The sequence below is a fragment of the Phocaeicola faecalis genome, assembly GCF_021730445.1.
Classification (GTDB): Bacteria; Bacteroidota; Bacteroidia; order Bacteroidales; family Bacteroidaceae; genus Phocaeicola; species Phocaeicola faecalis.
This window is the reverse complement of sequence record NZ_JADNRM010000003.1, coordinates 103,235-122,166: the sequence shown is the minus strand read 5'-3', so window position 1 is coordinate 122,166 and position 18,932 is coordinate 103,235. Positions and strand designations below refer to the sequence as shown.

General features: G+C 43.8%; 16 protein-coding genes. 8 read left to right on the top strand and 8 right to left on the bottom strand.

All coding sequences use genetic code 11. From position 1 onward, the window contains the following. From nusA to IR173_RS05780, 7 genes are all read left to right on the top strand, one after another. Positions 1-1,257, top strand: a complete 1,257-nt coding sequence (gene nusA / locus IR173_RS05810; protein WP_005942450.1) for a transcription termination factor NusA — start codon at positions 1-3, stop codon at positions 1,255-1,257. 40 nt (positions 1,258-1,297) lie between these two features. After that, positions 1,298-4,300, top strand: coding sequence for a translation initiation factor IF-2 (gene infB / locus IR173_RS05805; RefSeq protein WP_237038729.1), 3,003 nt, complete (start codon positions 1,298-1,300; stop codon positions 4,298-4,300). A 94-nt stretch (positions 4,301-4,394) separates the two neighbouring features. After that, entirely contained in the window at positions 4,395-4,898 is a 504-nt protein-coding gene (locus IR173_RS05800) for a CvpA family protein (protein WP_237038728.1), read from the top strand. Positions 4,899-4,901: 3 nt separating this feature from the next. Next, the gene (gene sufB, locus IR173_RS05795) at positions 4,902-6,353 is read left to right on the top strand and encodes a Fe-S cluster assembly protein SufB (RefSeq protein ID WP_237038727.1); all 1,452 of its coding nucleotides are present in this window, start codon (positions 4,902-4,904) and stop codon (positions 6,351-6,353) included. 18 nt (positions 6,354-6,371) lie between these two features. Beyond that, a complete protein-coding gene (gene sufC, locus IR173_RS05790) occupies positions 6,372-7,124 on the top strand; it encodes a Fe-S cluster assembly ATPase SufC (protein WP_237038726.1) in 753 nt (250 codons plus the stop codon). Positions 7,125-7,126: 2 nt separating this feature from the next. Continuing rightward, positions 7,127-8,470, top strand: a complete 1,344-nt coding sequence (gene sufD / locus IR173_RS05785; protein ID WP_237038725.1) for a Fe-S cluster assembly protein SufD — start codon at positions 7,127-7,129, stop codon at positions 8,468-8,470. A gap of 11 nt (positions 8,471-8,481) precedes the next feature. Then, positions 8,482-9,696: an aminotransferase class V-fold PLP-dependent enzyme gene (locus IR173_RS05780; RefSeq protein WP_237038724.1), complete on the top strand. Its 1,215-nt coding sequence runs from the start codon at positions 8,482-8,484 to the stop codon at positions 9,694-9,696. Between the two features lie 147 nt (positions 9,697-9,843). Here IR173_RS05780 and IR173_RS05775 read toward each other — a convergent pair whose 3' ends face one another. The 4 genes from IR173_RS05775 to IR173_RS05760 form a co-directional block, all read right to left on the bottom strand. Continuing rightward, complete coding sequence (locus tag IR173_RS05775) at positions 9,844-10,449, bottom strand: lysine exporter LysO family protein (protein WP_237038723.1); 606 nt, start codon at positions 10,447-10,449, stop codon at positions 9,844-9,846. Beyond that, positions 10,446-10,727, bottom strand: coding sequence for a LysO family transporter (locus tag IR173_RS05770; RefSeq protein WP_237038722.1), 282 nt, complete (start codon positions 10,725-10,727; stop codon positions 10,446-10,448). The genes IR173_RS05775 and IR173_RS05770 overlap by 4 nt, the downstream gene beginning before the upstream one ends. A gap of 114 nt (positions 10,728-10,841) precedes the next feature. Continuing rightward, positions 10,842-11,441, bottom strand: a complete 600-nt coding sequence (locus tag IR173_RS05765; RefSeq protein ID WP_237038721.1) for a YhcH/YjgK/YiaL family protein — start codon at positions 11,439-11,441, stop codon at positions 10,842-10,844. Positions 11,442-11,474: 33 nt separating this feature from the next. Further along, a complete protein-coding gene (locus tag IR173_RS05760; RefSeq protein WP_237038720.1) occupies positions 11,475-12,554 on the bottom strand; it encodes a BF3164 family lipoprotein in 1,080 nt (359 codons plus the stop codon). Between the two features lie 216 nt (positions 12,555-12,770). On the opposite strand from IR173_RS05760, the gene IR173_RS05755 reads away from it, so the two are divergent. Further along, positions 12,771-13,376, top strand: coding sequence for a ribonuclease HII (locus IR173_RS05755; RefSeq protein ID WP_237038719.1), 606 nt, complete (start codon positions 12,771-12,773; stop codon positions 13,374-13,376). A gap of 135 nt (positions 13,377-13,511) precedes the next feature. Here IR173_RS05755 and IR173_RS05750 read toward each other — a convergent pair whose 3' ends face one another. The 4 genes from IR173_RS05750 to IR173_RS05735 all read right to left on the bottom strand — a co-directional run bounded on the left by IR173_RS05750 (position 13,512) and on the right by IR173_RS05735 (position 18,702). Next, positions 13,512-13,688 (bottom strand): hypothetical protein, encoded by a 177-nt coding sequence (locus tag IR173_RS05750; RefSeq protein WP_237038718.1) that lies wholly within the window; start codon positions 13,686-13,688, stop codon positions 13,512-13,514. Positions 13,689-14,377: 689 nt separating this feature from the next. Further along, positions 14,378-15,691, bottom strand: a complete 1,314-nt coding sequence (gene fucP / locus IR173_RS05745; protein WP_237038717.1) for an L-fucose:H+ symporter permease — start codon at positions 15,689-15,691, stop codon at positions 14,378-14,380. Between the two features lie 200 nt (positions 15,692-15,891). Continuing rightward, positions 15,892-17,667 (bottom strand): L-fucose isomerase, encoded by a 1,776-nt coding sequence (fucI, locus tag IR173_RS05740; protein ID WP_237038716.1) that lies wholly within the window; start codon positions 17,665-17,667, stop codon positions 15,892-15,894. A 54-nt stretch (positions 17,668-17,721) separates the two neighbouring features. Beyond that, the gene (locus IR173_RS05735; RefSeq protein ID WP_237038715.1) at positions 17,722-18,702 is read right to left on the bottom strand and encodes a GntR family transcriptional regulator; all 981 of its coding nucleotides are present in this window, start codon (positions 18,700-18,702) and stop codon (positions 17,722-17,724) included. Positions 18,703-18,932: the final 230 nt, after the last annotated feature.

Below are 18,932 nucleotides of genomic sequence, written 5' to 3'. Positions count from 1 at the left end.
ATGGCCAAAAAAGAAGAAACAATCAGCTTGATTGATACATTTTCGGAATTTAAGGAATTAAAGAATATTGATAGAACAACTATGGTAAGTGTACTCGAAGAGTCTTTCCGTAGTGTAATCGCGAAAATGTTTGGCACTGATGAAAATTACGACGTTATCGTGAACCCGGATAAGGGCGATTTCGAAATATGGCGTAACCGTGAAGTTGTTGCAGATGAGGACTTGACTAATCCGAATATGCAAATCTCACTGACGGAAGCTCAGAAGATAGATGCTTCGTATGAGGTGGGTGAGGAAGTGACTGATGAAGTAATCTTTGCCAAGTTTGGCCGACGCGCCATCCTGAATCTGCGTCAGACATTGGCGTCGAAGATTCTGGAACTGGAAAAAGATAGTTTATACAACAAATATATTGATAGGGTAGGTACTGTAATCAGTGCGGAAGTTTATCAGATTTGGAAGAAAGAAATCTTGTTGCTTGATGATGAAGGCAATGAGCTGTTACTCCCCAAAACTGAACAAATCCCGAGCGATTTCTACCGTAAGGGCGAAACAGCCCGCGCTGTAGTGGCTCGTGTGGACAATAAAAACAATAATCCGAAAATTATCCTGAGCCGTACCTCACCTGTGTTCTTGCAGCGCCTGTTCGAAATGGAAGTCCCCGAAATTAATGACGGATTGATTACCATTAAGAAAATCGCGCGCATTCCGGGCGAACGTGCAAAAATTGCAGTTGAGTCTTACGATGACCGTATTGACCCGGTAGGTGCTTGTGTTGGTGTGAAGGGTTCACGTATTCATGGAATCGTGCGCGAGTTGCGTAACGAGAACATTGACGTGATTAACTATACTTCTAACATTCAGTTGTTCATTCAGCGTGCCTTGAGTCCGGCCAAAATTTCTTCAATCGTGTTGCACGAAGAAGACAAGAAAGCTGAAGTCTATCTGAAACCGGAAGAAGTATCTTTGGCAATCGGTAAGGGCGGTATGAATATTAAGCTCGCCAGTATGCTTACCGAATATACGATTGATGTGTACCGCGAACTGGATGAAAACGCGATGGACGAAGATATCTACTTGGATGAGTTCAAGGATGAAATTGATGAATGGGTTATCAATGCCATTAAAGGTATCGGATTGGATACGGCTAAAGCTGTAATCAATGCCCCGCGTGAAATGTTGATTGAAAAAGCGGACCTCGAAGAAGACACGGTAGATGACGTGTTGAGAATTTTAAGAGCTGAATTTGAAGAGTAATCTTCGGCACCGGCTCGTAGTTAATAATTAAAAAACGAGTATGACGATTAGACTGAACAAAGTAACAAGAGATTTAAATGTAGGAATAACGACGGTAGTTGAATTCTTGCAAAAGAAGGGCTACACCATTGAGGCCAGCCCTAATGCGAAAATTACCGAAGAACAATATGCTGTACTTGTGAAAGAGTTCAGCACAGATAAGAATTTGAAAATAGAGTCTGAGAAATTTATTCAGGAAAGACAGAATAAGGATCGTAACAAGGCTTCAATCTCTATTGACGGTTTTGAAAAACCTAAAAAAGAGGAAGTCGTGAAAACTGTTATCCCTGAAGATGTACGCCCAAAATTCAAGCAAGTGGGCAAAATAGATTTGGACAGCTTGAACAAACGCCCTGCTCCTAAGGCAGCCGAACAACCGGTCTCTGTGAAGACTGAGCAGCCGGCACCCAAGAAGGAAGAGCCTGTGAAGGTTGAAGAACAGAAAGTTGAAGCTCCTCAAGAACCGGTAGTGGTAGAAGAGAAGATACAAGAGCCTGCTCCGCAACCGAAGCCTGCCCCTGTCCAACAAGAAGAAAAGAAAGAACCCGAAGTTCAACAAAAAGCGGAAGAACAGAAGAAACCCCAGGTGATAGAAATGGAAAAAGAAGCACCCGCAGCACCCGTTCAGGAAAAAGAAGAAGACGATGTATTTAAAATTCGTCCTACTGAATTTAAATCAAAGATTAATGTAGTAGGTCAGATTGACCTGGATGCATTGAACCAGTCTACTCGTCCGAAGAAGAAATCGAAAGAGGAAAGGCGGAAAGAGAGAGAAGAGAAGGATAAACAGCGTCAGGAACAGCGTAAGCAGATGAAAGATGCTATTATCAAGGAGATAAGAAAGAGTGACGATAAAATTGCTAAACCGGGAGCAGGAAGTGCAACCGATGATGGCAAGAAGAAGAAACGTAATCGTATTAACAAAGAACGGGTAGATATTAATGCTGCCGGTGGTACGAATAACAATAATAGTAATAATAATCAGCGCAGGGATAATAACAATTCCGGTAAAGGTGGTGGAAATAACAGACCGAACAATAACCAGAGTGGAGGCGGAAAATTTAATAAAGACCGCTTTAAGAAGCCGGTTGTCAAAACGGAAGTCAGCGATGAGGATGTAGCTAAGCAGGTAAAAGAAACTTTGGCTCGCCTGACTAACAAGACGAAGAGCAAGGCCTCTAAGTATCGTAAGGAGAAACGTGAAAACGTGATGAACCGCCAGTTGGAACTGGAAGAAATGGAACAGGAAGAAAGCAAGGTATTGAAGATTACCGAGTTTGTTACAGCCAACGAACTGGCAAGTATGATGGATGTTCCTGTCACTAAGGTTATCGCTACTTGTATGAGCATCGGTATTATGGTTTCCATCAATCAGCGTTTGGATGCTGAAACGATTAATCTTGTTGCTGAAGAGTTTGGATATAAAACTGAATATGTCAGTGCAGAAGTGGCACAGGCCATTACCGAAGAGGAAGATGCAGAAGAAGATTTGCAACCGCGCGCTCCGATTGTTACTGTGATGGGTCACGTAGACCATGGTAAGACTTCATTGCTGGACTATGTTCGTAAGGCAAATGTAATTGCAGGTGAAGCGGGTGGTATTACCCAGCATATCGGTGCGTACAATGTGAAGTTGGAAGACGGACGCCGTATCACTTTTCTTGATACGCCGGGTCATGAAGCATTTACTGCGATGCGTGCCCGTGGTGCGAAAGTAACGGATATCGCTATTATTATTGTAGCTGCTGATGATAATGTGATGCCACAAACCAAAGAAGCGATTAATCATGCTATGGCTGCCGGTGTACCTATCGTGTTTGCTATTAATAAGGTAGATAAGCCGCATGCCAACCCTGATAAGATTAAGGAAGAATTGGCTGCTATGAACTTTCTTGTAGAAGAATGGGGAGGTAAATATCAGTCACAAGATATCTCGGCAAAGAAAGGTACAGGTGTACACGAGTTGCTGGAAAAGGTATTGTTGGAAGCCGAAATGCTTGACTTGAAGGCTAACCCCGACCGTAAGGCTACCGGTTCTATTATTGAGTCAACATTGGATAAGGGGCGTGGTTATGTAGCTACCATCCTTGTGTCGAACGGTACACTCCGTATGGGAGATATCGTGTTGGCAGGTACTTCATACGGTAAGGTGAAAGCAATGTTCAACGAACGCAACCAGCGTATCAAGGAGGCAGGTCCTTCTGAACCGGTGTTGATTCTGGGTCTGAATGGTGCTCCTGCTGCCGGTGATACTTTCCATGTGATTGATACCGAACAGGAAGCTCGTGAAATAGCCAATAAGCGTGAGCAGTTGCAACGTGAACAGGGCTTGCGTACTCAGAAGATGTTGACACTGGATGAAGTCGGACGCCGTCTGGCGTTGGGTGATTTCCATGAATTGAACATCATCGTTAAGGGTGACGTGGACGGTTCTGTGGAAGCATTGAGCGACTCCTTGATTAAATTGTCTACCGAGCAGGTGCAGGTTAACGTAATCCACAAAGGTGTGGGTCAGATTTCTGAGTCTGATGTTACTTTGGCTGCTGCTTCGAATGCAATTATTGTTGGCTTCCAGGTGCGTCCTTCAAGTGCTGCCGCTAAGATGGCAGAACAGGATGGCGTCGATATCCGTAAATATTCTGTTATCTATGACGCTATCGAGGAAGTGAAGGCTGCGATGGAAGGTATGTTGGCTCCTACATTGAAGGAACAGGTAACTGCTACTATCGAAGTGCGTGAAGTGTTCAACATCAGCAAGGTCGGTATTGTTGCCGGTGCGATGGTGAAGACCGGTAAAGTGAAACGTTCGGATAAGGCTCGTTTGATTCGTGATGGTATTGTGGTATTTACAGGTACTATCAACGCACTGAAGCGTTTCAAGGATGATGTGAAGGAAGTCGGTACTAACTTTGAGTGTGGTATCAGTTTGACAAACTGCAATGATATTAAGGTTGAAGATATCATTGAAACTTACGAAGAAGTAGAAGTTAAACAGACTCTATAATAGTTTTATCAGGCACGGATTACACGGATTTCACGGATGGTATTTATAAAACCGTGTATCTCCGTGTAATCCGTGCCTTTTTTATATCATAAAGATGACGACAATAGATATTATTATATTGGTGGTGATAGGTGTCGGAGTGCTACAGGGCCTGATGAAAGGGTTTGTGAAGCAGCTGGCCTCTATTGTCGGGTTGATAGCAGGGCTTCTGGTGGCGCGGGCTCTATTTGCTACCGTTGCCGAAAAGCTTGCCCCTGTCTTGGGAACATCAACTACTATTGCCCAGATATTGGCATTTGTTCTTATTTGGGTGGCAGTGCCGTTGGGGTTTGCATTGGTTGCCTCTCTTCTGACGAAGGCTTTGGACGCTGTCCGTTTGGGATGGTTGAATCGTTGGTTGGGAAGTGGATTAGGGGCTTTGAAATATATGATACTGATAGGGTTAGCCATCCATGTATTGGAATATATTGACCCGAAAGATGAGATGATAGATGCAACAAAGAAGCAGGAGTCGGTGTTATATTATTCAATGAGAGACTTGTCCGGCATCTTTTTCCCGGTATTCAAAAATGTAACAGAACAATTAATAGAAATATAAGATATGCAAGAAGAACCCAATAAATATGTGAAAGAGCTGACGCAGGAGAAGTATAAATATGGCTTCACTACGGATGTTCACACAGACATTATAGAGAAGGGGTTGAATGAGGATGTCATTCGGTTGATTTCTGCCAAGAAAGAGGAACCGGAATGGCTGTTGGAATTCCGATTGAAAGCATACCGCCATTGGCTTACAATGGAGATGCCTACATGGGCGCACCTCATGATTCCCGAAATAGATTATCAGGCTATTTCTTATTATGCCGACCCGACCAAGAAGAAGGAAGGTCCCAAGAGCTTGGATGAAGTAGACCCGGAACTGATTAAGACCTTTAATAAATTAGGTATTCCTCTGCACGAACAGCGTCAACTGAGTGGTATGGCGGTAGATGCGGTCATGGACTCTGTATCGGTAAAGACTACTTTTCGCGAAACGTTGTTGGAGAAAGGCATTATTTTCTGCTCATTCAGTGAGGCAGTGAAGGAACATCCTGATTTGGTACAGAAATATATGGGCTCGGTGGTGGGCTATCGTGATAACTTCTTTGCCGCACTAAATTCGGCTGTATTTAGCGATGGCTCTTTTGTGTATATTCCGAAAGGAGTGCGCTGCCCTATGGAGCTTTCTACTTATTTCCGTATCAATGCGGCAAATACCGGACAGTTTGAACGTACATTGATTGTGGCGGATGATGATAGTTATGTGTCATATCTGGAAGGATGTACGGCTCCTCAGCGTGATGAAAACCAGTTGCATGCCGCTATTGTGGAGATTGTGGTGCACGATCGTGCCGAAGTGAAATATTCTACTGTCCAAAACTGGTATCCGGGGGATGCCGAAGGTAAAGGAGGTATTTATAACTTCGTGACTAAGCGCGGACATTGTAAAGGGGTGGACAGCAAATTGAGTTGGACACAGGTGGAAACGGGTTCGGCCATTACGTGGAAGTATCCGAGTTGTATCCTGAGTGGAGATAATTCTACGGCGGAATTCTATTCTGTTGCTGTCACCAATAACTACCAGCAGGCCGATACCGGTACCAAGATGATTCATCTGGGTAAAAATACACGTTCTACGATTGTGAGTAAAGGCATCAGTGCAGGCAAAAGCCAGAATTCGTATCGTGGATTGGTGCGTGTGGCCGAGAAAGCCGAGAATGCACGTAATTACAGTCAGTGCGACTCTCTGCTGCTGGGCAGCCATTGCGGTGCACATACTTTCCCTTACATGGATATTCACAATGAAACGGCTGTGGTGGAGCACGAAGCAACGACCAGCAAAATCAGTGAAGACCAGTTGTTCTATTGTAATCAGCGCGGCATTCCGACAGAAGATGCCATCGGGCTGATTGTGAACGGTTATGCTAAAGAAGTTATCAATAAACTTCCGATGGAGTTTGCTGTGGAGGCTCAAAAGCTGTTGGCTATTTCATTGGAAGGAAGCGTAGGATAAATAAAAAGATAAAGGATTATGTTAGAGATAAAAGATTTGCATGCCAGTGTCAATGGCAAAGAGATATTGAAAGGTATTGATTTGAATATAAAGAAGGGTGAGGTTCATGCTATCATGGGGCCGAATGGTTCCGGCAAGAGTACCCTTTCGTCTGTATTGGTAGGTAATCCGGCTTTCGAGGTGACGAAAGGTTCGGTTACATTTGAAGGAAAAGACTTGTTGGCGTTGAGTCCTGAAGACCGTAGCCATGAAGGTTTGTTCCTTTCGTTCCAATATCCGGTAGAAATCCCCGGTGTGAGCATGGTGAACTTCATGCGTGCTGCGGTGAACGAAAAACGGAAGTATGAAGGTTTGACGCCTTTGACTGCCAGCGAGTTCTTAAAGTTGATGCGCGAGAAGCGTGCAGTTGTCGAGTTGGATAATAAGCTGGCCAATCGCTCGGTGAATGAGGGCTTCTCGGGTGGAGAGAAAAAGCGTAACGAGATATTCCAGATGGCAATGCTTGAACCGAAGTTAAGTATTTTGGACGAGACAGATTCAGGTCTGGATATTGATGCTTTGCGTATCGTAGCGGAAGGTGTGAACAAGTTGAAAACTCCCGAAACCAGTTGTATCGTGATTACTCATTACCAACGTCTGCTGGACTATATCAAACCGGATATCGTTCATGTGCTTTATAAAGGCCGTATTGTGAAAACTGCCGGTCCGGAACTGGCATTGGAATTGGAAAAGCGTGGTTACGATTGGATTAAAGCTGAATTAGGAGAATAATTATGAGAGCAGAACAACAATATATTGACCTCTTTTCCCAATGCGAAGCAATGATATGCAAGCATAGTGCCGAGGTGTTGAATGCTCCCCGTGCACAGGCATTTGCTGATTTTGAACGATTGGGATTCCCTACTCGCAAGCAGGAGAAGTATAAATACATCGATGCAAGTAAGTTGTTTGAGCCTGATTATGGCTTGAACCTGAACCGACTTGATATACCGGTGAATCCATACGAAGTGTTTAAGTGTGATGTGCCTAATATGAGCACTTCTCTTTACTTTGTAGTGAATGATGCTTTCTATAATAAATCATTGACCAAATCACAATTGCCGGAAGGCGTACTGTTGGGTAGCCTGAAAGAATTGTCCGAACAACATCCTGAGTTGGTAAAGAAGTATTATGGTAAACTGGCCGATACAGCCAAGGACGGTATTACTGCCTTTAATACAACCTTTGCGCAGGATGGTTTTATGTTGTATGTTCCCAAGGGAGTAGTCATAGACAAGCCGATTCAGTTGGTGAATATTCTTCGTGCAGATGTCAATTTTATGGTGAACCGCCGTATTCTGATTGTGCTGGAAGATGGGGCACAAGCCCGCCTGCTTGTCTGCGACCATGCAATGGATAATGTGAACTTCCTTTCTACGCAGGTGATTGAAGCTCATATCGGCGAGAATGCGGTCTTCGATTTATACGAACTTGAAGAAACCCATACCAGCAGTGTGCGTTTCAGTAACCTTTATGTGAATCAGGAAGCCAACAGTAATGTCTTACTGAACGGCATGACTTTGCACAACGGTACTACCCGCAATACAACGGAAGTGACATTGTCGGGCCGGGGGGCCGAAATCAATCTTTGCGGCATGGCCATTGCTGATAAGAACGAACAGGTGGATAACCATACTTTTATTGACCATAAAGTGAGTGACTGCACCAGCAACGAACTGTTTAAATATGTATTGGATGACCAGGCAGTCGGTGCTTTTGCAGGAAAGGTATTGGTACGTCCGGGAGCACAACATACCAATTCCCAACAGACCAACCGCAATCTTTGCGCTACGCGTGATGCACACATGTACACTCAGCCTCAACTGGAGATTTATGCAGATGATGTGAAATGTTCACATGGAGCCACTGTAGGACAGTTGGATGAAAATGCATTATTCTATATGCAGCAGCGCGGTATCAGTCTTCATGAGGCCCGGCTGTTGTTGATGTTTGCATTCGTGAATGAAGTGATTGACACCATCCGTCTGGAGGCATTGAAAGACCGCCTGCACCTGTTGGTGGAAAAACGCTTCCGTGGCGAACTGAACAAGTGCCAGGGTTGCGCTATGTGTAAATAGAAAGGATAACTATGTACGATATACAGAAAATAAGGGAAGACTTTCCGATATTGAGCAGGGAAGTATATGGTAAGCCGCTTATCTATTTGGACAATGGGGCAACCACACAGAAACCGCGTTGTGTTGTAGAAGCCATTACCGACGAATATTATTCGGTCAATGCCAATGTTCATCGCGGTGTGCACTTTCTTTCCCAGCAGGCGACCGAGTTGCACGAAGCCTCACGCGAAACTGTTCGTAAGTTTATCAATGCACGCAGTTCGAATGAAATCGTGTTTACACGGGGGACTACTGAAAGTATCAATCTGTTGGCCTCTTCCTTTGCCGAAAGTCAGATGAAGGAAGGTGACGAGGTGATTGTTTCTACCATGGAACACCATAGCAATATCGTTCCTTGGCAATTGCAGGCCGAGAAAAGAGGTATTGTGCTGAAGGTTATTCCGATGAATGATAAGGGTGAACTGCTTATAGATGAGTATGAGAAACTCTTTTCTGAACGTACAAAATTAGTGAGCCTGGTGCATGTCAGCAATGTACTCGGAACTGTAAATCCGGTGAAGGAGATGATTGCAACGGCTCACGGTCACGGTGTCCCTGTCCTGATAGACGGTGCACAGAGCGTACCTCACATGAAAGTGGACGTGCAGGACTTGGATGCAGACTTTTTTGCATTTAGCGGGCATAAGATATATGGACCTACGGGGGTAGGTGTACTTTATGGAAAAGAGGAATGGTTGGATAAACTTCCGCCTTATCAGGGGGGAGGGGAAATGATACAGAGTGTCAGTTTCGAGAAAACCACTTTCAATGAACTTCCTTTTAAGTTTGAAGCCGGAACACCCGATTATATCGGCACCACGGCATTGGCAAAAGCGCTTGATTATGTATCGGCTGTCGGAATGGACAACATTGCTGCCTATGAGCACGAATTGACTGTGTATGCCATGAAACGTTTGAAAGAGATAGAAGGGATGCGTATCTTTGGTGAGGCGGAACACAAAAGTGGTGTCGTTTCTTTTCTGGTAGGGAATATTCATCATTTGGATATGGGAACCTTGCTCGACCGATTGGGCATTGCTGTCCGTACCGGACATCATTGTGCGCAACCGTTGATGATTCGTTTGGGTATAGAAGGGACAGTGCGTGCTTCTTTCGGACTTTATAATACGAAAGAGGAGATAGAAGCTTTGGCTGCCGGCATCGAACGTGTCAGCAAAATGTTTTGACCCTCTGCTTCTTCGATTCTTCAGGCACGGATTTCATGGATTTACACGGATGAATTTATTTCTTTTCCGTGTTTCCGTGTAATCCGTGCCTGAAGAATGTTGATTGATAACTCCGATTGGGTTTGTTTATCCGGCGAATGATAAAACTTACGGAAACGAACAAAATAAAGTGACTAGAAACGGTACGCTAAAATCTACCACAAACCCATGGAAAATAGAAACGACCACAAAACTTTCCCCCGCTGTCCTTGTGATAATAGGCAGGGTTGTATCCATAGTAGTTGCTCCACCGGATGATATGGGGGCAAGATTTCCAAACCATCTTACAAGCAAAGGTGCAAACAGCAGTGTAATAATCTCACGCGATATATTGGACAGTAAGGCAATAGTTCCTAATTCCGCTCCTTTATATTCGGTTATGAAGATGCTTGACAATGAATAGTAACCGAAGCCGGAGCCGACAGCCAGACAATCCGACAAAGAACGGTGGGAGAGGAATAAACTGATAACCGCGCATCCTGCTAATGTGCCTAAAATGGTCATGATGGGCAGAAATATAAGGCGTGGATTGAGTGAACGGAAATTGCGGAGTGTCTGCGGGTCATTTCCCACGCTGATGCCCACGCTGAACATTAATGCGCATAGGGCATAATAACTTAAATTGCTTTGCGTAAAGTCGTATGGAATCAGATGATAAGCCCCGCATAGCGTGCCGATAACAAAAAAAGAGATGATAATCAGACTTCCTTTCATGCTTCGGTCCTCCCGTTTCTTTTATATACCATATACCATAATGCCCAGGCAGCAGTGACGCTACCCAGTACGGCTGCCAAGGTGAGGGTGATAGCTTCCAAACCGATAGTATGTAATCCGTTGATAATCTCTTGATTACCTCCCACATCTATTCCCAGCAGGAAAAGCAGTAGCCAAATAAAAACAGTAATGACTTTGTGTATCCACGATAGTCGTTGTTTGCGTAGCAGAAAGCCGAGCAACATCCCGGCAAACATAATTCCTATAATAGTAAACATATCTTTTATCGTTTTGCTGCAAAGATACGTCCTTTTCTGTAAAAGAAGAGCCTATTTTGCAAGCAAGATAGGCTCTTGTCTGTCTTTGGAGAAGACATATTTTATAGCCGGGCTTTATTGTATATAGTCCAGTTTCACCACAATGACCCTGATATCTTGCGAACCGCTGTCTGTCGCAATTTTTGCAATGTGCCAGTCACAAGGGAAAAACAAGAAGAAACGTCCGGGTGTGGAGTCTATAAAAGTTGTTTTATCCACATCGAAGTCATAGCTTATAAAGTCGGGTGTATAAGCACGGTTAGGGTAAGAGCTGGCATGGTCCAGCAACCCGAAGCGTTCCGTGCCCTTCACCACATATTGGAAATCTATATGATGGTAATGTGATTCTGAGCCTCGTTTCTCCAGTGGGTCATTTTTGCTGTCTTCAACGGATACAACCAGCGAGGTTCCTTCTATCGGATGTCTTCCGGCAGGTATGGTTTGCAAATCATGGCCTGCCAGCCATTTGAACATGGCATCCCATTGTGCCTGATTTTTGTTGTACTGTGCTTGGAATTCCTTCAGATTGGTACAGACATCGGGCAATGCTTTGAAGCCATTGCTCCAGGTGCGTGATAAAGTCCATTTCAAGGGATTGTCGCATTGTGCATAAACCTTTGTCAGCGGAGCCACTGCCAATAGGATAGTGAATAGAATGAATTTGAGTGTTTTCATAATAGCTTATTTAATTTTTTGAACAATAATAATTTATAGCTCATATTTTAAAATACTATAACCTGTTCCCGGAGACTCGCTTACAGCAAAGAGATATTGATTGTCAGGCGAGATAGCTATCTGCAATACCTCACAATCTAACTTTATTTTTTCCAATAGATTCCCATCCCAGTCATAACATCTCACCTCATTACCACGCATCAATCCCCGAGCACAGTCTCTTTCTTTTTTTCCACTATATAAAGCATAAACCTTTTTATCAGATGCAGTAACCCAAGCGTAGTGCCGCAAAGATTCTTTTGTGAAAGCAGCCTGTACATTCTCCGAATCAAAATGTTCCACATAAATATCATTAGGGTATTGAGCTTTGACAAATTTAGTCTTCAAACCATTCCCATCCAATCGCGCAAATCCTATCACATCGGCACCATAACAAGCCACCGCCAATTTTTCAGCATCTGGAGATACTGCGCTACACGAAGCATACAACTGAATATTAGCTCTGTCTGTAAGTTCACTGTTTACTTTTTCTTTATCAGGATAAGCCTCATAATAAGAAAACTCTGTCATTTGCTGATTAAAATAGGCTAACATTCCTTCTGGAGCAGCACCGGATGCCAGCATTTTCCCATTTGACAAAAATTTCTGCCAGCCACCAATCATTGCATTTTTGGGTAGCTTCTCAGGTTGAAAACGAAAGATTTCTTTTATATTGGGGTGTGCTTTTTCAATATCCGATTCCGACACTTCATAAATTAGATTCTTTAAGACATCAGACAAGTAAAAGCAGCGACCGGCTTTAGAGTATTGTATACTGGATAAAAGCAACATTTCTCCGGGACCTTCTCCGTGAAGTAAAAACTGATTTATTTTTTTCCTTTCGTTTAGTGTATATACTTCTAAAATCGTATCACTCTTCATATTTCCCAAAATTAAATATTTGTCTGTCACACAAATATGATAGGGAGTACCTAAACTTTCATCGGACAAAAGCTTCACCGACGACAGGGTACGTATAGTGGGCTGAGATGCCTTATCCGAACAAGAAGTCAGTAAAAAATTGGAAACAGCAATGGTTATAATGGCCATGCCAATAAAAAAAATCTTTTTCATATATAACTTCTTATTTTAACTTACAAGCGCAAGTAAGCGAAAAAAAACATGAAACACAAGCAATATCTATTTTAATATCGGTTGAGGCTATTGAAATTTGAATGGTCGAAGTAAAGCTTAGCTCCTATATAAAAATAACTGTTTATTTTGAGACTGTCTACTGATTTTTTCTTTTAAACAAGTATCTTTGCAGACGACAATTTGAAATGCAATAGTATGCTGTTACCTTACTTAAACAAAGAATTGGTGGAAGCCGGATGCGATGAGGCCGGCCGTGGATGTTTGGCCGGTTCGGTCTATGCCGCTGCCGTTATCTTGCCAAAAGACTTTAAAAATGAGCTGTTGAATGACTCCAAGCAATTGACAGAACATCAGCGGTATGCTCTTCGTGAAGTGATAGAAAAGGAGGCTTTGGCATGGGCTGTGGGAGTGGTGACACCTGCAGAGATTGATGAGATAAATATTCTGAATGCTTCATTTCTGGCTATGCATCGTGCTGTGGATGGGTTGAAACTGAAGCCCCAACATTTGTTGATAGATGGAAATCGCTTTAAAAAGTATCAGGATATACCGCATACCACAGTGGTGAAAGGAGATGGCAAATATCTTTCTATTGCAGCAGCTTCTATTCTGGCAAAGACGTATCGTGATGACTATATGAATACTTTGCATGAAGAGTATCCTTATTATGACTGGAGTTCTAATAAGGGATATCCTACCAAGAAACATCGTGCGGCCATCAGGGAATATGGCACGACTCCTTACCATCGGATGACATTTAACCTTTTAGGGGAAGACCCGCAATTGTCATTACAGTTTTGATTATATATGTAGGTTTATGCGTACGTACGTGCAGGCTTATGCGTATATACGTGTAGCCCGATGCGTACGTACGTGTAGCCCGATGCGTATGTACGTGTGAACTGATGCCTACGTCCACATTGAAAAATAGGAAGCTCACACACTGAATGATGCAAAAAGACCTTGGTGTTTTTCAAAAAGCTCGGGATGTTTTTTAAAAAGCTCGGCATCTTTTTCAAAAAGCTCGGGATGTTTTTGTAGGGGCAGATTGTATCTTACTCTCACCAAGTCGGTCATTTCCTTTTCTCCGTTCATCCTTACATTTTGATTCATATACGCTGGCTATCAACCTGTTAAAGATGACAGCACATCCCCTCATCCTCCCTTCAGCCACGCTTTCCAAGTCCCTTCATAATCTGCCTTCAGCGATTGTATGTGTACTCCTCTTTTTAGCCCACCGTTTTCTGTAGGGGCAGACCAGTGTGTCTGCCTGAGAACGGTTTACTTGAAGCTATCGGGAGTGTGTCAAAACTAAACCGACCTATTCCATCGTCAGCTGTAGGGGCAGGGTTTGCCTGCCCGAAGACACAAAGCAAACTGTTTTCGGGCGAGCGAACCTCGCCCCTACGAACGAAACGACAGCATTATCCACGTTTTGACACACCCACCTACCGTAAATGAAAGCGTTATAGAAAAAGTTAAGGCGGAAGAAATTTGACGAATGAAAGGAGGCTGAAAGGACGGTGACAAGAAGTCCATTCACTATCGGAACCCCCATCAACAGGGCGTTTTAGCGGTTAATGAAGGGAGGAAGGAAGAGACCGATTTTTCGTTTGTAGGGCGAAAAATACAGTTGGTTTTTGTGGATTCAGTCATTGTATGATAAGCCATTCAGGGGAAAAGTCGAGAGCCGGCATTACACCCTATTATTTGCCACGGACTTTAGAGCATGCTCCCCCCAAAAAAAATAGGTTTGCTAATATGAAATATTGATGAACAAACCTATTTTCTGAGTGACAGGATTAATATTTCCCTCGTTTGTAAGAACGGTGTCCGTAAATGACAATCACTACAAAGCAGATGAACGGCAAGATAAATGAGAGGTTTACTGCCGGCATATTCCAAAGAGTTTGCATATCGATAATGCTAGCCTGTAACGGCGGAAGCACCGAGCCTCCCAGGATAGCCATAATCAAACCGGCGGCGCCGAATTTGGCATCATCTCCCAAGCCGGTCAAAGCGATACCGTAGATGGTGGGGAACATCAATGACATGCAGGCAGAGACTGCTACCAGACAATACATCCCCCAGATATTTTGGAAGAAAATAACACCCGCCGTGAAGAAACATCCTGCCACTGCAAGTATAGCCAGAAGTTTTCCGGGGTTGAGATAACGTAAGATGAAAGTACATACAAAACGGCTGATACAGAAAATAATCATTGCAATGATGTTATATTCCTGAGAAAGGACTTCTGCCGCCTTTTCTTCCATACCTTGTGACATAAATAAATGAGTGCCGTATTGGATGATGAAAGTCCAGCACATGATTTGGGCACCGACATAGAAGAATTGTGCCACAACTCCTTCCCGATAGTGGGGGATGGAGAAAATACGTTTGAGGGTGGGACCGAAATTAATACTGTGTGACTGGTCGCCGTTCTTTGGCATTTTAGTAAAGCGAATCACCAAAAGCATGACGAATATGACGATTCCAATGGTGAGATAGGGAGCTATCAATACCGAAAGGTCGGAATCACGCACAGCGGCAAACTCGGTCGGGGGGAGCTGTGCACGTTCTGCCGTATCCATCGGATTAAGTTTCGCCTGAATAAAGTTCATGGCTACATACATACCCAGCAAAGACCCCATCGGATTGAAAGACTGGGCCAAATTGAGTCGCCGGGTGGCAGTTTCTTCTGTTCCCATCGACAGGATATATGGATTGGAGCTGGTTTCCAAAAATGAGAGTCCGCAGGTAAGAATAAAATAAGCCAATAAGAAAGGATAATAACTGCCGGTCATTTTTGCGGGGAAAAATAGGAAAGCTCCTATGGCATAAAGGCTCAGTCCTAAAAGAATGCCGGCCTTATAGGAATATTTACGAATGAACATTGCTGCCGGAAATGCCATAGCAAAATAGCCCCCATAGAAGGCGACTTGTACCAAGGCACCGTCAGTGACGCTCATTCGGAAAATTTTAGAGAAAGCCTTTACCATCGGATTGGTGATGTCATTGGCAAATCCCCACAAGGCAAAGCAACAGGTGACTAGTATAAAAGGCAATATATAACTGATTCCGTCTTTATGCAAAATAGGTTGGTCTGTATCTTTCATGGTTTGTTTTCTTCAAAGTATATATAAGGTATTCATTGACGGAGTGTGTCAAAACTAAACCGACCTATCCCATCGTCAGTTGTAGGGGCAGGATTTGCCTGCCCGAAGGCACAAAGCAAACTGTTTTCGGGCGAGCGAACCTCGCCCCTACGAACGAAACGACAGCATTATCGACGTTTTGACACACCCACGTGTAATTGTTATTTGTAGATAGGCCCGTAAGTAGTGCAAGCTCTATAGTCCGAACCTTCTTTGTCCATACCGAAAGCGTTCCATGCTGCCGGACGGAAAATCTTATCGTCTTCTATATTATGCATGCATACCGGGATGCGGAGCATAGAAGCCAGTGTGATAAGGTCTTGTCCGATGTGACCGTAACTGATGGCACCGTGGTTTGCGCCCCAGTTGTTCATTACTGAATATACATCTTTGAATGCCGGTTTGTCGCACAGGCGCGGAACGAACCAAGTGGTGGGCCAAGTGGGGTCGGTACGCATATTCAATATATTGTGGATTTCCGGGTCGATATCCACTGTCCATCCTTCAGCCAACTGTAATACGGGGCCGAGGCCTTTGACCAGGTTGAGACGCATCATGGTTACAGGCATACCGCCTTTTGACAGGAAGTTGGAAGAGAAACCGCCGCCACGGAAATAGTCGCGGTCTGCCGGATACCAAGTTGTCGCTTTCAGACAGGCTTCCATGTCCGCTTCGGTCATTTCCCAATTGGGCTTCATGCAGGGCTCTCCGGCAGCATTACGGCTTTCACCGGTGGCATCCAATGTAGTAGCACCTGAATTGATGAGGTGGATAATACCATTCTGGGCCATTCCGGTCAGTTCCTTGCCGGTGACACGTTTTACAGCTTCGGGGCTCCAGTAAGTACGGATGTCCGAGAACATCTGGCCGCAACCGCTCAGTAAATGACCGAATAGCATAGCAACACCGTTGCAGGCATCATTTTCGGTAGCCAAGACAAAGGCTTCGCGGATACCGTTCCAGTCGAAAGTGGTATTTAATAATGCTTCGGTAAAGTCACCGTTGGGTTTCCAGTCAGTCCATTGGCGTTGTCCTTGGAAGCCGGCAGCAATGGCATTGTGTCCGATGGCTTCTTCTTTGTATCCCATTTCACGCAGTTTAGGATTACCGGTCATCAGGTCACGCATGATGAGTGTCATTTTCACAATGAATTCCCAATCCTGATCTTTCTGTTCACGTGTTTTGCGCTTTTCTGGGCGGTTCTTAAAGTCTTCGCCTTCATTGGGCTTACAATATTTTTCAGTCCATGCCATCGCTTTGGCATATTCTTCGTGATCATAGATGCCCTCTTCCATGCGGCGCAGGATTTCTGTTTCATCCACGCTCTCATTGCGGATGCCCAAATATTCTTGGAAGAAGTTCGGGTCTACGATAGAACCGGCGATACCCATGCAGACACTGCCGAAAGAAAGATAGCTCTTTCCACGCATATTGGCAACAGCCATGGCAGCGCGGGCAAAACGCAACAGTTTTTCGGCTACATCTGCCGGAATGGTATTGTCGTCCAAATCTTGTACATCATGTCCATAGATGCCAAATGCAGGAAGACCTTTCTGTGCATGTCCCGCCAATACTGCTGCCAGATATACGGCTCCCGGACGTTCCGTTCCGTTGAAGCCCCATACGGCTTTGGGCCAGTGCGGGTTCATATCCATTGTTTCCGAACCATAACACCAGCAACTGGTCACAGTAATGGTGGCTCCTACACCTTCGCGTTCAAATTTCTCGGCACAGGCAGCGCTTTCGCCTACACGTCCGATGGTACTGTCGGCAATGACACATTCCACAGGACTGCCGTCACCATTCTTCAAATTAGTGGAGATTAGTTCGGCAACAGCTTTTGCCAAATTCATAGTCTTTTCTTCAAGACTTTCACGAACACCACCCTGGCGGCCGTCGATAGTGGGACGAATCCCGATTTTCGGATACTTTTCCATGATATTATTGATAATAAGTTTTTAATTATATGTTTTTTGACTTCTATTTTCTCGCTATAAAGAATGCCTGATGTGTACTTCGGTTGGCAGATATTCTTTTATTTCTTTGCCTGACAGGACAAAATCTGCTGCCAGCTTTCCCATTTGCTCCCAGTCAATGCTTATAGAAGTAATGCCTTGGTCAATCACTTCATAAGAGGGAGTGTCATTGTAGGCCAATAGCCCGAAATCGCTTCCGCATTTTAGCCCTTCGCTGCGGCTTCTCTTAATGATATTCACCACATCTATCTGGCGTATGACTATATATGCTTCTCCTTTCTTTATGTTTATTTCGTCGGTATTGTCGATTATTTCTCCTTTCAGTTGTCTCTCACGGCAGAATTTTATAAAATATCTGCTACTGCTGCCGGGATGCTTGCTTTCGCGGGGAAGCAATAGGATGAGTTTCTCATATTTACCCAATTGCTTTTCCAAACGGTTCAATGCCTGATAAAATCCATCATCAAAATCTTGGCATACATACGAATATCCTTTTTTGTCGAACTTCCCGAAGTCCAGTAGCAATAGTTTGGATGGCTCTATCTTATAAAGATTGCTGGAGAACTTCTCATTGTCAAAGTTCATCACGATATATTTGTTATACCTTCCCGATGATTCGCGGATAATGGTGTTGAAGAGTCTTTCGTTATATTGGTGAAAGAGCAGGTCCACTTTGTAATTAATTGATAGCCTCTTGATGAAACTGTTGTAAAGTGAATATTTGAACTGAGAGTATTCATCCAGCAGTAATAGAATGTTCTTTAATTTATTGGTGACATAATACCCTTTGCCGGGAGTGGAATCAATCATGCCGCGGTCTTTCAAGTCGATAAAAGCCTTGAAGACCGTATCTCTCGAAACATGGTAGTTACGGCTTAATTGATTGATGGAGGGCAATGCACAGTCCGATTCGTAGGTGCCCGTGGAAATCTCTTGACTAATTAAATCAGCCAATTGCTTCACTTTCGTTGTCTGTTGTCCAAAGGTTATCTTCATGTGTTATTCAAGAATTAAATTCAGACGTCAACTGTGCTGAACTGTCCCGATGCAAAGAAATGTAATTTATTTATAAACAGCAAGATGAATTGGTATGTTTTGCAACACGGTTTTGCAGAGATTAATCATTCTGTTTATTTTCTGCAGAAATAATATCATAGATTATGTTGGATGATATGTGACAATTGGTTATTTTTGTCACTTGGGTCGACATTAAAATTAACCAAACA

Bases quoted from the DNA above. Each gene is read 5' to 3' on its own strand.
- nusA (WP_005942450.1), top strand. From the start codon at position 1: ATGGCCAAAAAAGAAGAAACAATCAGCTTGATTGATACATTTTCGGAA.
- infB (WP_237038729.1), top strand. From the start codon at position 1,298: ATGACGATTAGACTGAACAAAGTAACAAGAGATTTAAATGTAGGAATA.
- IR173_RS05800 (WP_237038728.1), top strand. From the start codon at position 4,395: ATGACGACAATAGATATTATTATATTGGTGGTGATAGGTGTCGGAGTG.
- sufB (WP_237038727.1), top strand. From the start codon at position 4,902: ATGCAAGAAGAACCCAATAAATATGTGAAAGAGCTGACGCAGGAGAAG.
- sufC (WP_237038726.1), top strand. From the start codon at position 6,372: ATGTTAGAGATAAAAGATTTGCATGCCAGTGTCAATGGCAAAGAGATA.
- sufD (WP_237038725.1), top strand. From the start codon at position 7,127: ATGAGAGCAGAACAACAATATATTGACCTCTTTTCCCAATGCGAAGCA.
- IR173_RS05780 (WP_237038724.1), top strand. From the start codon at position 8,482: ATGTACGATATACAGAAAATAAGGGAAGACTTTCCGATATTGAGCAGG.
- IR173_RS05775 (WP_237038723.1), bottom strand. From the start codon at position 10,449: ATGAAAGGAAGTCTGATTATCATCTCTTTTTTTGTTATCGGCACGCTA.
- IR173_RS05770 (WP_237038722.1), bottom strand. From the start codon at position 10,727: ATGTTTACTATTATAGGAATTATGTTTGCCGGGATGTTGCTCGGCTTT.
- IR173_RS05765 (WP_237038721.1), bottom strand. From the start codon at position 11,441: ATGAAAACACTCAAATTCATTCTATTCACTATCCTATTGGCAGTGGCT.
- IR173_RS05760 (WP_237038720.1), bottom strand. From the start codon at position 12,554: ATGAAAAAGATTTTTTTTATTGGCATGGCCATTATAACCATTGCTGTT.
- IR173_RS05755 (WP_237038719.1), top strand. From the start codon at position 12,771: ATGCTGTTACCTTACTTAAACAAAGAATTGGTGGAAGCCGGATGCGAT.
- IR173_RS05750 (WP_237038718.1), bottom strand. From the start codon at position 13,688: ATGAATCAAAATGTAAGGATGAACGGAGAAAAGGAAATGACCGACTTG.
- fucP (WP_237038717.1), bottom strand. From the start codon at position 15,691: ATGAAAGATACAGACCAACCTATTTTGCATAAAGACGGAATCAGTTAT.
- fucI (WP_237038716.1), bottom strand. From the start codon at position 17,667: ATGGAAAAGTATCCGAAAATCGGGATTCGTCCCACTATCGACGGCCGC.
- IR173_RS05735 (WP_237038715.1), bottom strand. From the start codon at position 18,702: ATGAAGATAACCTTTGGACAACAGACAACGAAAGTGAAGCAATTGGCT.